This window comes from Halobacillus sp. AWH4_228, assembly GCF_056158365.1.
In genome coordinates this window covers 775,799-788,821 of record NZ_JBSWTE010000001.1, presented here as the reverse complement: position 1 = coordinate 788,821, position 13,023 = coordinate 775,799, and the positions used below count along the sequence as shown (strand labels likewise).

Genomic DNA, 13,023 nt, shown 5'->3' with positions numbered 1-13,023 from the left:
CGTCAGGACCTTCAGACTCCCGCTTCGTCCCTTCTACTACGGGAGTCCAACGCTGCCGCTACTCTGTACGTGCCCGTCCTATTCTTATCACTTCAATTCAGGCTGTTATCATACAATGAAAAAGGGTCTTCCCTGCGTAGAGAAGACCCTTTTTCATTTATTCTTTCGCCGATCGTTTTCGGAAGAATCCTGTGATTTTTGCAGACAGGTCATCAAAATACGTATAGACAACCGGAATCAAGACCAATGTGAAGAAACTGGAGACGGTAAGTCCGAATATAATCGTGACGGCCAGTGGCTGCTGGGCTTCAGCTCCACGTCCGATACCGATGGCCAGAGGGACCATGCCTAGAACCGTTGTCAGCGTCGTCATTAGAATTGGACGCAGGCGGCTTGGTCCAGCCTCCAGAATGGCTTCATACCTGTCATAGGATTTCCTGCGGAGTATATTTATATAATCCACCAGAACAATGGCGTTGTTCACGACAATCCCCGCCAGCATGATTATACCGACAAAGGCCGGCAGACTGAATGGAAGTCCTGTCATGAACAATCCACCGCTGATCCCGATAATAGTGGCAGGGAGAGAGAACATGATGATGAATGGGAAAAGGAAGTTCTCAAACTGCACAGCCATGACCGCATAAACGAGAAACACAGAGAATAGCAGGGCCAGGGATAAATCACCGAAAGCTTCCTGCATATCCTGCGCCTGGCCGCCAATCGTGTAGGAGTATCCATCCGGGAAATTCAAGGCATCCAATTCCGCCCGGACCTCCTCGGTCGCTGTTCCCAGATCAATGTCTGAGATTTCCGCTTCAACGTTCACCTGAGGCTGCTGATTTTCTCTCAACAGTGAGACCGGTCCCTGGACCTGCTCCAACTCGGCAATCGTCGCAAGTGGAACCAGAGCTCCGTTCGGTGTTTGAACCGACATGCCCTCTAAGTCCGCAATCGTCTGCCGCTCCTCCTCCGGAAGCAGGAAGCGTACGTCTTTTTCATCCGTACCATCCCGGTACCGGGTAGCGACTTGTCCATTGAATCCAAGCTGCACCTGGCTGATCACCTGCTGCTCGGTCAGCCCATATTGAGACGCTTTCGCTTCATTGACGGTAATATTCATCTGCGGGCGTCCTTCATCGGTCGAAGAAGCGGCGTTCTGAACACCATCCACTTCATTCATCAAGTAGGCGACTTGACCGCCGAGTTCATCAAGCACTTCATATTCAGGACCGTTCAACTGTACTTGAAGAGGTGCTCCTGTCCCCAGTCCTGCATCCAGTTCACTGACTTCGATTTCAGCTCCCGGAATATCAGACACGGCTTCGTCCATTTCCTTCATCACCGTCTGGGTCGTTTTCTCCCGTTGATCAGGTTCGACCAGTTGAATGGTGTAGGAAGCAAAGTCAGAGGTGCTTGCTCCAAAACCGCCCATATTACCTCCTCCGATAGACAGGTAACGAACATCCACGAGATTTCCAAAAGTATCCAGCTGCTCGTCCACCTGAGCGGTCACGGACTCTGTTTCATCCAGCGAGGTCCCTGCCGGCATGTTGACCCTTATTTCCACCTGACCCTGGTCAGACGGAGGGATGAATTCCGTGCCGATCAGAGGCACCAGAGCAGCACTTCCGACGATTAGAGCTCCTGTAATCGCTATCGTCGTTTTCCGGAACTTCAATACCCAGCGCAGCATCGATCGGTACCCATTGTTCACTTTATCGAGGAATCGGTCGAACCAATACCGTCGTCCGCTTTCTTTCAAGGACTTTGTTAACAGCTTCGACGACAGCATCGGAATTAACGTGACCGATACAGCCAGCGAGGCAATCAAAGCAAACATGATTGTCAGCGCAAGCGGAGTAAAGAGTTCCGAGGCAATCCCTTCTACAAAAATGATCGGCAGAAAGACAACAAGTGTTGTCGTAGCCGAAGCAACAACAGCAGGAGCAAGCTCTGAAGCTCCCTGTTTAGCTGCTTCCACCATTGAGTATCCCCGCTGACGGTAGCTGACGATATTCTCCAAAATAACAATGGAACTGTCCACCATCATACCGATCCCAAGAGCCAGTCCTCCCATCGTCAGCACGTTCAGTGTCTCTCCTGTGAAGTACATTAATGTGAAGGTCGAAATGATGGCGATCGGAATGGACAGACCAATGACAAGCGTCGCCCGGATACTTTTCAAAAATAGCAGCAGGACGAGCACGGAGAAGATTCCTCCGAGAATGATGTTTAAAACGACACTGTTAATGGATATTTTAATAAACTCCGATGTATCCAGAACGATATTCGTGCCGACTTCTTCTGGAAGGTCTCCCTGCACTTCATCAAGGGCTTCCCTGACATTGTCCGCTGTTTCCACTGTGTTGGCTTCCGACTTTTTCAAAATAGAAAGAACGACCGATGAATCCCCGTTTACTTTACTCACCGTATCAGAGTTCGTCAGTGTTTCACTGACATCTGCGATTTGATCAAGGGTAACCTGGGCACCTGTCTGTGATTGAATTCTCGTATTCTTCACGTCGTCAATTGAGCTGAACTCCCCGTCCACCCTGATCTGGAGGTCCTTCTGTCCTTTTTCGATCGTTCCTGCAGAGGCGGACTGGTTGGAGGCATTGAGCGCCTGGATGACCGTTTGTGAATCGAGTCCATACTGGGCCATCTGCGCACGGTCGACAAGCACCTGGATTTCACTCATCTGACCGCCTTCAATACTGACGGAAGCAACCCCTTCCTGCCTTTCCAGAAACGGAACAATCCGGTTTTCCGCTGCCTGCTGTAATTCATCCGGGGTATCTCCCGAAAGGCCGATGGTCATAATAGGAAGCTGCTGTGGATCAAATCGCAGCACACTTGGATCCGAGGCTCCTTCCGGAAGGACCCCGGTGATTTGATCCACATTTTCTCTTACCTGTAAAAGCGTGCTGTCCAGATTGACTCCTGTATTAAACTGAAGAAGGACAAGAGACGCTCCAGCCTGTGATTGAGACTGAAGCACCTCCAATCCTTCAATACTGCTGACAGACGATTCCACCGGCCGGCTGACCAGCTTCTCCACCTCCTGGGGGGCCGCTCCCTCGTATGAAGTGGATACGACCGCAATCGGAAGCTCAATTTCAGGATATAAGTCGATGGTTAAACTTCTTAATGAAACGAATCCAAGGCCTAAGATGGCGGCCACAATCATAATGACACCCACAGGTCTTTTGACGGACAGATTAACGAGCTTCATCAGAATCCTCCTTCATGATGGTCACCTGCGCACCATCTGAGAGGGTCAGCTGTCCTGTAGTAATAACCTCATCCTCTGCCGTAAGATCACCAGAAACGGCAGAGAAGTCACTCTGTGATTCGATCACTTCCACATCCACACGGACAGCCTTCTCTTCCTCGACTTTATATATGAATGTCTCATCATTTTGTTCAACAAGACCGTCCGTAGGAATAATCAACGTGTCCTCAACGACATTTTCGGGGAGCAGGAAGGAGGCCATCATCCCCGGCTTGATTTCCTCTCCGGCATTGTCGACCGTCGCTTCAACTGGATAAAGGCCGGTATCGTCGGGAACAGAAGAGATGTAACCGATAACTGCTGCTGCTTCTTTTTCCAAAGCAGGGAGATCGACTTGGAGCTCCTGCCCCTTTTCAAAAAGATCCAGCTGTTCAGGAGTGATGGAAGCGGAAATAGTCATCGGGTTCAAACGAACGATTGTTGCAAAGGGCTGCTGATTTGTCACCGTGTCCCCTTCTTCTGCACTCAGACTTGCGACTTCACCTGTCACAGGAGCTGTAATCGCCTCATTCGCTGCCTGTTCTTCCGCCTGGTTCAGCTGCACATTCGCCTGTTCTACTTGAAGTTCCGCCTGATCGACAGCCACCTCTGCCTGATCGAGCTGCTGCTGCGCCTGATCGACTTGAGCTTCCGCCTGAGCGACGGCTGAAGAAGACTGGGACTTCTGTCCTTGAAGCTGCTGATACTGAGCCTGGGCTTGATCAGCTCTACTCTGCGCCTGACTGTAGAGAGCTTCTGGAATGGTGCCTTCATCCACCAATTTTTTCGTTTCATCGGCAATCTGCTGCGCCTGCTCATACTGCTGACCTGCCGCCTCTGCCGCTTGAGCAGTCTGACCGGCTTCCGACTGAGAGGCCTGTTCTGCCAATTCCACCTGGTCTTTTGCGTTCTTAACGCCAAGCTGCGCCTGCTCTTCAGAAATCCTGGCATTCTCAAGCTGTTTTTCTGCCTGTCGGACAGCAATCTCCTGCAGTTCTACCTGATCCCCCACATTCCCACCGGGGCGGACGACGGCTATCGTCTCCCCTTTTTCTACACGGTCCCCTTTAGCGATATTCAAGGTGGCCACTTCCCCTGGCGTCTCGGGCATCACCGGGGAGGAATCAGGCGAGGCCGCGCGTCCTGTAATTTTTCGTTCAATAACGAAATCCTCGTTTTGAACACCATCCACCTTCACCGGAGTCACCCGTTCTTCTGTCTCTTTCGAGCTTTCCTCCTGCATACAAGCGGTTACAAAGAAAAGTAGTATAAGTAGTAGCAACAACCGTTTCATTAAAGACTTCCCTTCCGTAGTAAGACTCCGAGATCCCATCATTTTCCTATCTATATTTTCCCTAATACCTTCCGCAAACATACGACAAAATCCCACTGTTTTTGTGGGAGTGACCAAATAGTCACAATTATGAATTATGTTACTAAAGTGTGAAATGTATTGCAACTTGTAGTGTTTTAGCGAAAATGACAATATTGTGAAAGGTCCAAGCACTATTAGAGGGGACTTTGTGATACACCGGGGTCATCCATAAGTGCTGGGAATGGCAGCGTTCCGCTTACCGGTGGATGCCTGCCTCAGGCGTCACCATCGGAAACTCCTCGTGACATCCCCGGGGTGACTTCAAAAAAAGGGGTTCTTTTTTCCAACTGACACCGGTCGGAACTGCTCCATCCTCTCCCTTAGAGAAATCAAAAAAAGGCTGCCGAGATTGTTCTCGACAGCCGGAAACCTTCCTTTTCAGGAGGTTCTTTTTTTCATTGAAGCAGGTTGCCGAGCTGGGCAACCATAAGATCCAATTTTTTAATCTTAGGCAGGTCGTATTCAGGGAACCGTTCATCGAAATGATTGAACATCGGTTCAAGGGCTTCATCCTGGATCAGCTCTTCATACGTTTTGAATGTATGCTGATACTGTCCGATATACCGTTTCATTTTCTTCTCAAATCCGGACAGGTGATAAGTAGAGGAGAAATCAAAGGCTTTCACAATATCACTGTCATAGGAAGGAAAGCCCGGATTGATGGTATGAAGCATGGAAGCCGCCAGAGGAAACTGCATCGTAGGGTTTCCCTTATGATTCTTCACTTCATATAAATCCCTGGTGATCTGGACGATATTCGGCCGTTCATATCCCCTTTGTTCTTCCATCAGTTTAAAATAGAAAATCTCGAATTCCTTCGTTAAGCTTGGATTATCGAGCCGGAAGAAATGGCGGAAGATGAATTGGTACAAGGTGTCGTCCGGCACATAAGTATCATGGAAGACGGTTTGAAGGTAAACATAAACATCCAGTTTTTCGAGCGGGATGTTGTTCACTACTTTTTCATAGTCTTCCAACAGCAGGTCTTTTAAGTCGTTCGCCGTTCTATACTTCATCATTAATCACCTCAATTCGCTTATTCCACACAACCCAAACGTGGAAACACGTATTTGTAAAGTCTGTATGAACGTTTATACTTCCATTTTACATAACACGCATGCTTTTTCCAAAGGTTTTCAACGATTGATAGACGGCTTCCTCCTGTTTTCTCTTCATTTTGCTCCGGAGGCGCCGATGGTAATACGAAAGGAGGGATATTATGGATACTGCCGCTTTATCGATGGTCCTTGGTCAGACGCAGCTCAAACAGCAGACCAACCTTGCATTAATGGACAAAGTGAAAGATGAGTCCGAGGCAAAAGGGAGTCAGATGGTGGAAATGCTGAACCAGTCGGTTTCCCACCCTGATCTTGGTAATCGTGTAGATTTAAGAGGATAAAGTTCAAGCAGGGAGAGAACTCTCCCTGCTTTCGGTTATTCGTTATTTTCTTCATCTTCAGGAGCATTTTCGTCTGTCATGTCTTCCTGTTCCTTCTCTTCCTCTTTCATTTCTTCATCCATATTTTCTTCTTCGTCCATATTCTCTTCTTCTTCCATGTTTTCTTCTTCCTGCATGTTTTCTTCTGTGTCGTTTTCCTCTTCTGCGGGCTCCTCTTCAGAAGCGCAAGCGCCGAGTAATGTGATGGCAAATAGAGCTGTCATAAGCTTAAGTAATAAGGATTTCATTTCATTTCCTCCTTTTCTCATCTTGAGTGTTAGTATGTCCAGCGGGTGGAGATCCATCCATGCTCCCTGCTTTTTTTCCATGGCCCTGTTATTGCTTGGTGTTGTTGTTTAACATGTGAGCTCAGATCACTCCTTTCTGTCATGGGATTTGTAGGAGGCGGCCTTGGGAATGACTCCCTTTCCGTGGGCTACCGTGAGCCGCGGAAAGCGGACGGTTTTCCCTGCTATCCCATGCTCTGAGTAAACAACGGACCGGACCCCTAATTCCAGACGGAGACGATTTAGTAATCGTTTAAAATATCAACACCAGGCTTTAACAGAGCTTTTTCCATAAAAAAAGACCCGCATTCAGACGGGTCTTTCATCAGTTATTTTAAAGCGAACATAATTTCCGCTTCGCAGGCAAGCTCACCATCGACGGTGGCTTTCGCTTTCCCTTTACCTACAGGGCCTTTCAGGCGGACAATTTCCACTTCAAGCTTCAAACGGTCCCCTGGTTTGACCTGGCGTTTGAAACGGCACTTGTCAATACCTGTGAAAAAGGCCAGTTTTCCCTGGTTTTCTTCTTTCTTCAACATCGCCACTGCCCCCATCTGGGCCAGGGCTTCAGTGATCAGAACACCCGGCATCACCGGGTAATCCGGAAAGTGCCCTTGAAAGAAGGGTTCGTTCATCGTTACGTTTTTATAGCCTACCGCGCGCTCCCCCTCCACAAGCTCTTCTACTTGATCGATAAGAAGAAAGGGATAGCGGTGGGGAATGATTTCTTTAATTTGGTTAATGTCCAACATGTTAAAAGCTCCTTTCCTGCGTTCTTTTCTAATTATAAGGGCAGGAGCTCTCTGGAACAAAATTTTTTCGGAAATTGTACGATTCTGTCATTGAAAAGGTGGTTATGAACTTCTGGTCAATTCGGCGCTGCGGGCGTTTGATTTCAGGGATCGTGACGATTCGCCTGAATATCCGGTCTGGTGGATTTCCTCTACCGGGCTCGCCGGGCTCAGCCAGAACGTATACCACGAGCCTTCTTTAACGATTGGACTCAGGTCGAATAGATCAAATTTACAGGTCTGCGATACTTCCTGCAGTTCTTTTTTCGTCGGAAGGGCGAAAAGGTTGGAGTGAGCCACAAAGAAACTGTTGAATGCGGAGGAAAAGGCTTCTCCATGCTCGGTTTCATTGATCGGCGTAATGACCGATATCAGCCCCTCGGCGCGCACGTACGAGTAAAGGTGGTCCAACAGCGGCGGCCGGTCATCCGGATGAATGTAATGAAAAATATTGTGGAGGAGAATCACATCCACGTGTTCATCCTCCGGAGTCCAGCTATTGATGTCTCCGACTTGAAAGGTGACATTCGAATAATCCCCGGACATTTCCCGGGCTTTATCAATGACCTTCTGGTTAATATCGACACCAATCATCTGCACATCCGGAAATTCAGCAGCCAGCTTCCTCAAATATCCTCCATGGCCGCAGCCTAAGTCGACAATGGAATGGACCTGTTTTTCACGGATCATCTTCTTGATTTTCTTAATCGCAAAATGTTCAAGAAGGGCTGAAGTCTCAGCCACTACTCCTCCGTGACGTTCATGATCGAATTCCGCCCGCTCCTGAGATTTGATGATATCGGGATACCTGAGCATCGTCGGGATATGCAGCTCCATCATTTCTTTCAGCAGGGCTTTGACACCTGGAGAAGCATCATCTCCCATAAGAGCACCACACTTCCGTTTGGAAGTCCTGAATCGGTTGTTGGGCCGTTTTTTTAAATGTTTGACGGCGACACCGACTTTCACCCAGGATGAGAGCAGGTCATAAGGATAGCCGGTTTTCTCGCTGATCGCTTCCACCGTCCTTGCCGTCCTGAACTCATCGAACAACCCGAGCTCCGCTCCAACATACGCATGCCAGCCCGGTAAAAAGGATTCATTATTCTTCATCCATTTTCTTGCCTGCATAGCTGTGACCCACTCATTCATTGTCATCTCCCTTTCTTTGGTCTTTTCCAAGGATAATCCTCAGCTTCAGAAAACAAGAAGCGCTGCTGTTCCTGATCCGATACTTTCTTCTTTCTCACGGGCAGGACATTTCCCTGGATGCCCCGGTCAATGAAAGTGAAATCCCATTTCCCCAATCCTGATATATTCAGCATTTGCTTGACATGAAGAGGGTCATCATCGAAAATCCGCTGGACGGCCTTCATGCGGAAACGCCTCCACCACTCATATCTAAATGAATAAACGAGGGCGGACATATGACTGAGGTTCAACAGGAATTCGACTCTCGGCTTTCGAACCTCTTCGTAATAATGCAGATGATCCGCGTAGGATTTCCCTTCCTCCCAGCACCACGCCAAAAGTTCACCAAGCACATCGGCGTCCTGAACAGCCAGGTTCATTCCTTCTCCTGCCATCGGATGAACCGTGTGAGCGGCATCACCTAAGATCGCCAGGTTGCCTGAGTAGTATTTGTCCACGTGATACGTAAAAGGGATCATCAATTGGACCGTCTTCCAGTCTTTAATGGCCCTGACACCTTCAGCAAGTTCAGGCTCCAGTTCACTGTAAGCTTTGTACAGATGTTCAAGCCCCAGCTCTTTTATTTTTTTGTAGTCTCCCGCCTTAATCAGGAACACTGTTCTGACTTCGCGGTCAGGAAGTGGGAATAAGCCGAGGAAACAGCTGGAGGTCGTGATGATTTTCCCTTTTGTGAAGCTTTCCGGCCGGGGGATGGTAACTGTGAGAAAGTGATGGTTATAGTCTTTCCGGTTCACTTCCACGTTCATCGCATCCCGTGTAGGAGAGCTCCTGCCTTCAGCTCCTATGTACACACCGGCTTGGATGTAGAGGATTTCCTTCTTCTGTTTGACTTTAGCCATCCCATTCTCAAACCCTAAGAAGCGTGCGCCCGGAAGATAATGAAAATACTCTTCATATTCCATTCCCTTATTGCGGAGAATCTCCTTCGTCTTTTCGTGAGGGACCATCAAGGAATGGTCATAGGTCGTTGCCACACGACTGTAACTCAGCTCAGTCAGATTGATTTCTTCCGGAGGCTGCCCTTCCCGGCGATGGACTTCCTGGAATCGAAGTTCATCCAAAGCATGGCCGTTCGCCTCTATTTCATCGAGCACCCCGAGGCGTTCCAGTATCGCCAGCGTCTTTGGCTGCAGAAGTTCTCCTTTATAAGCAGGAGATTCTTTTTTTAATTGTTCTGCGATAACGACGTGTACACCTCTTGAAGCGAGCTTGGCAGCAAGAGCCAGTCCGCCGACACCGCCACCTGCGATAAACACTTCTGCTTTCACCTGTCACCCTCCCCGTTGTGATTCATGTCCGTATGGTTTTCTTTCCCTAATTCGGAACTTGAAAACCTTTCAAACGACAACGATATTCCAGAACATGGTATCCAAATCCGGGCAGTGCGTCCGTCCCATAACCGGTGGAGAAATCTTTCATCGGCCGGAAAGCTGGAAGGAATATAAAAAAAAGAACGAGCTGCTGCGCCCGTTCTTTTTTACTGAAAGAAAGCATAAAGATTAGAGTACAAGCTTTCTTTTATTCAGTTTTCACTACAATATCCAGGATGTGCTTCCATGTATCCAGCTTAAGAGCATCCATAGGATTTCCATCTCCGAGAACGCCGTAACCGACCATCAACCCAATGATCAAAGCGGCCGCACTGAACAGCACAACAAGAATAATACGCAGCCAGATCGGCAGAATACGCCGGCGCCCCTGGAGATTTTTTTCTTTCTTATCTGCTTGAGCTCCTGCTTTTTCACCCGTTTCTGTGCGTTTGGGTTCTTTCTCTTGTTTTTTATTCAGTTTTTTACCTTTTGATTTTGGATCTGTCGCCATGGTCGTTCTACTCCTTACGTTTATGGTCTCAGCTGGTTTACCAGTCCCATCATCTGGTCTCCTGTTGAAATAGACTGAGCATTCAATTGATAGGCTCTTTGAGCTGTCATCATTTCCGTCATTTGAGCACCGATATCCACGTTGGATTGTTCCAATGCTCCTCCTTGCAGCTTGATGTTTCCTGCTTCAAGCGCCTCGATGAGTCCAGCCTCCCCGCTTCCCTCAGGGATCCGGAACCGGCTTCCACCTGCGGACTCCAGTAAGTGAGGGCGGGACGCTTCCACAACCTGAATTTGTCCTTCCACTTCCTGGGTGCCGTTTCGCTGGACAAGCAGCGATCCATCATCAGCGATGGATATTCCGTCAAAGGTATCTTCGATCATGATTGGATTACCATCTTCACCGATGACCGCATGCCCATCAGCGTTTGTAAGCATCACTTGATTATTCCCCAAAGGGTTCAGATAAAAGTGACCAGCTCTTGTATACTGGGTTTCTGAGCCGCCATTCTGATCAGAGACATCGAGGACAAACAACTGATTTTCTTCCAGCAGGGCAGCATCCAGAGCTCTGTCTGTCTCCTTCAGGCTCCCCCGGCTGCTATCCACGCGCGTACTTCCGAGTACAGCACCTGTCCCGACCCGGATGCCTTCAGGAGTCAAACGCCCTGTTTCGGCTTGTCCATTGGATTGGTTGTTCAACTGTTGAACGAGGAGGGAGGCAAAATCCGCTCCGGTACTTTTGTATCCTGTCGTCTGGCTGTTGGCCATATTGTTCCCGATGATATCCAGTTTCTGCTGCAGCTGCCCCATCGTTGCAGCTGACTGAATCATGGACCGATTAATCATATAGATCCTCTCCCTCAGCGGATGCGGCCGATTTCAGATACGGCCTGCTGCATACTTTGATCATAAGCTTTCAGGACACGCTGGTTCATTTCAAACGAACGATAGGTGTTCATCATTTCTGTCATCGTCTGGTTCATATCTACATTCGACCGTTCAATGTAGTTCTGGTGCACGGAAAAATTCACACCTTCGTTTTCCAGAGCGTTCCCTAAAGGCTGGGCATTTTCTCCGGGGCCGTAAAGGTCGCTGCCTTCCGGGACAAGCCCATTGGCATCTGGTGTATAGGAAACGGCCAGCTGAGTGCTGCCACTGTCTGTCGTGAGCATACCGGTTTTGGACACAAGAAACGCTTGTCCTGCGGTATTGATTGGATTGCCGCTTTCATCAAGAAGTCTGTACCCTGTATTCGTGGTCAGAAATCCTTCCACATCCACCGTAAAGCTCCCATTCCTCGTGTAACGTGCTTCACCATCGGTGTTCTCCACTTGAAAAAGAACAGCACCGTCTTCATCAGGCAGCTCATCTGCGACAAGTGCCATATCTGTAGAGACTCCGGTTTCTTTAAGAGCCCCCTGGGAAAAGTCAGGCGTGGTCTCCTGAAGATATACACCTGTGTGAAGAGATCCGACCTCACCTTGATCCGGAACGACAGGAGCCGTTGACGTCGGCTGTGTTTTCGATCCCATCTGCTGCAAAAGCAGCTCGGGAAAAGCCCGTAAACTTCCCTGGGTCTGTTTATACCCCGGCGTTTCTACGTTCGATATGTTGTTCGATAACATTTCCTGCATCCGCTGGTTGGCCATCATCCCTGATGCAGCGGTATAAAAACCTCTTAACAACGTCCGTTCACTCCTCCCGGATATCTCAGCCTTTTATAACTTTGTAGAGATACGCTTGTCTATGTTTTCAAGCATAATTCCCGTTCCTGTAGCCACACAGTCCATCGGGGACTCGGCTACAAGAACAGGAACCTTCAATTCTTCTGCAAGGAGCTGATCAATACCATGAAGGAGGGCTCCGCCGCCGGTCATGATGATCCCTCGGTCAATAATGTCTGCGGATAATTCAGGTGGTGTGCGTTCAAGCACCTGCTTTGCAGCCTGAACAATCATCTGGACAGATTCACGAAGAGATTTTTCGATTTCTTCGGAATTGACCGTAATGGTTCTAGGAAGCCCGGAAACCATATCGCGTCCGCGGATTTCGATTTCCTCACTTCTGGAACCCGGGAACACCGTGGCTACACTGATTTTAATATCTTCAGCTGTCCGTTCACCAATCAACAGTTTGTATTCCTTCTTAATATACTGAAGGATTTCGTGGTCGAATTTATCACCGGCCATCTTGATGGAGGAAGCTGTTACAATATCCCCCATGGAGAGCACCGCAACGTCCGTTGTACCGCCACCGATATCAACGACCATATTACCGCTCGGCTGGAAGATATCCATGCCGGCACCAATCGCCGCTACTTTAGGCTCTTCCTCAAGATATACTTTCTTCCCACCGGATTTTTCCGCTGCTTCCTTGATGGCTTTCTGCTCCACTTTCGTAATATTCGTCGGGCAGCAGATCAACATCCTCGGCTTCGAAAGGAAACCTTTCACATTCGTTTTTTGTATAAAATGCTTCAGCATCGCTTCTGTCACATCGAAATCAGCAATCACGCCGTCTTTAAGAGGACGGATCGCTTCAATGTTCCCCGGTGTCCGTCCGACCATCCGCCGTGCTTCTTCTCCAACTTCCAATACTTTGCCTGTATTCCGGTCCATCGCAACGACCGATGGCTCATTCAAAACGATACCTTTACCTTTTACGTGGATAAGTACATTGGCTGTACCCAGGTCTATACCTATATCTCTCGCAAACATGTCCTGTAGATCCTCCCTATTGTAAAAACATCATTACCTCACCACAAAACACATAACGGATGGCCGTTATCCGTTATGCTGTCAGGCAATGCCATACAAATACTCG

At 48.6% G+C, this 13,023-nt stretch carries 12 protein-coding genes; 1 reads left to right on the top strand and 11 read right to left on the bottom strand.

The genetic code is table 11. The features are described from left to right. Window positions 1-157: 157 nt before the first annotated feature. From ACXADP_RS03925 to ACXADP_RS03915, 3 genes are all read right to left on the bottom strand, one after another. The gene (locus ACXADP_RS03925; RefSeq protein ID WP_474970859.1) at window positions 158-3,235 is read right to left on the bottom strand and encodes an efflux RND transporter permease subunit; all 3,078 of its coding nucleotides are present in this window, start codon (window positions 3,233-3,235) and stop codon (window positions 158-160) included. Continuing rightward, window positions 3,222-4,568, bottom strand: coding sequence for an efflux RND transporter periplasmic adaptor subunit (locus ACXADP_RS03920; RefSeq protein WP_474970858.1), 1,347 nt, complete (start codon window positions 4,566-4,568; stop codon window positions 3,222-3,224). The genes ACXADP_RS03925 and ACXADP_RS03920 overlap by 14 nt, the downstream gene beginning before the upstream one ends. A 476-nt stretch (window positions 4,569-5,044) precedes the next feature. After that, window positions 5,045-5,665, bottom strand: a complete 621-nt coding sequence (locus ACXADP_RS03915) for a hypothetical protein (protein WP_474969738.1) — start codon at window positions 5,663-5,665, stop codon at window positions 5,045-5,047. A 203-nt stretch (window positions 5,666-5,868) separates the two neighbouring features. On the opposite strand from ACXADP_RS03915, the gene ACXADP_RS03910 reads away from it, so the two are divergent. Beyond that, on the top strand, window positions 5,869-6,048 hold the full coding sequence (locus tag ACXADP_RS03910; RefSeq protein WP_474969739.1) for a YjfB family protein: 180 nt from the start codon (window positions 5,869-5,871) through the stop codon (window positions 6,046-6,048). Between the two features lie 35 nt (window positions 6,049-6,083). Here ACXADP_RS03910 and ACXADP_RS03905 read toward each other — a convergent pair whose 3' ends face one another. The 8 genes from ACXADP_RS03905 to mreB form a co-directional block, all read right to left on the bottom strand. After that, window positions 6,084-6,335, bottom strand: coding sequence for a hypothetical protein (locus ACXADP_RS03905; RefSeq protein WP_474969740.1), 252 nt, complete (start codon window positions 6,333-6,335; stop codon window positions 6,084-6,086). Between the two features lie 368 nt (window positions 6,336-6,703). Next, window positions 6,704-7,126, bottom strand: a complete 423-nt coding sequence (gene fabZ, locus ACXADP_RS03900; RefSeq protein WP_027954748.1) for a 3-hydroxyacyl-ACP dehydratase FabZ — start codon at window positions 7,124-7,126, stop codon at window positions 6,704-6,706. A 102-nt stretch (window positions 7,127-7,228) separates the two neighbouring features. Continuing rightward, entirely contained in the window at window positions 7,229-8,317 is a 1,089-nt protein-coding gene (locus ACXADP_RS03895; protein ID WP_474969741.1) for a class I SAM-dependent methyltransferase, read from the bottom strand. 2 nt (window positions 8,318-8,319) lie between these two features. Further along, on the bottom strand, window positions 8,320-9,645 hold the full coding sequence (locus ACXADP_RS03890; protein ID WP_474970857.1) for an FAD-dependent oxidoreductase: 1,326 nt from the start codon (window positions 9,643-9,645) through the stop codon (window positions 8,320-8,322). Window positions 9,646-9,895: 250 nt separating this feature from the next. Next, the gene (locus tag ACXADP_RS03885) at window positions 9,896-10,198 is read right to left on the bottom strand and encodes a DNA-directed RNA polymerase subunit beta (RefSeq protein WP_474970856.1); all 303 of its coding nucleotides are present in this window, start codon (window positions 10,196-10,198) and stop codon (window positions 9,896-9,898) included. 20 nt (window positions 10,199-10,218) lie between these two features. Then, window positions 10,219-11,046, bottom strand: a complete 828-nt coding sequence (locus ACXADP_RS03880; RefSeq protein WP_474970855.1) for a flagellar hook-basal body protein — start codon at window positions 11,044-11,046, stop codon at window positions 10,219-10,221. A gap of 14 nt (window positions 11,047-11,060) precedes the next feature. Next, entirely contained in the window at window positions 11,061-11,885 is an 825-nt protein-coding gene (locus ACXADP_RS03875; protein ID WP_474969746.1) for a flagellar hook-basal body protein, read from the bottom strand. Window positions 11,886-11,918: 33 nt separating this feature from the next. Continuing rightward, a complete protein-coding gene (mreB, locus tag ACXADP_RS03870; protein ID WP_027954743.1) occupies window positions 11,919-12,917 on the bottom strand; it encodes a rod shape-determining protein in 999 nt (332 codons plus the stop codon). Window positions 12,918-13,023: the final 106 nt, after the last annotated feature.

Excerpts from the sequence above, each read along its gene's own strand:
- ACXADP_RS03925 (WP_474970859.1), bottom strand. The coding sequence starts at position 3,235 with ATGAAGCTCGTTAATCTGTCCGTCAAAAGACCTGTGGGTGTCATTATG.
- ACXADP_RS03920 (WP_474970858.1), bottom strand. The coding sequence starts at position 4,568 with ATGAAACGGTTGTTGCTACTACTTATACTACTTTTCTTTGTAACCGCT.
- ACXADP_RS03915 (WP_474969738.1), bottom strand. The coding sequence starts at position 5,665 with ATGAAGTATAGAACGGCGAACGACTTAAAAGACCTGCTGTTGGAAGAC.
- ACXADP_RS03910 (WP_474969739.1), top strand. The coding sequence starts at position 5,869 with ATGGATACTGCCGCTTTATCGATGGTCCTTGGTCAGACGCAGCTCAAA.
- ACXADP_RS03905 (WP_474969740.1), bottom strand. The coding sequence starts at position 6,335 with ATGAAATCCTTATTACTTAAGCTTATGACAGCTCTATTTGCCATCACA.
- fabZ (WP_027954748.1), bottom strand. The coding sequence starts at position 7,126 with ATGTTGGACATTAACCAAATTAAAGAAATCATTCCCCACCGCTATCCC.
- ACXADP_RS03895 (WP_474969741.1), bottom strand. The coding sequence starts at position 8,317 with ATGAATGAGTGGGTCACAGCTATGCAGGCAAGAAAATGGATGAAGAAT.
- ACXADP_RS03885 (WP_474970856.1), bottom strand. The coding sequence starts at position 10,198 with ATGGCGACAGATCCAAAATCAAAAGGTAAAAAACTGAATAAAAAACAA.
- ACXADP_RS03880 (WP_474970855.1), bottom strand. The coding sequence starts at position 11,046 with ATGATTAATCGGTCCATGATTCAGTCAGCTGCAACGATGGGGCAGCTG.
- mreB (WP_027954743.1), bottom strand. The coding sequence starts at position 12,917 with ATGTTTGCGAGAGATATAGGTATAGACCTGGGTACAGCCAATGTACTT.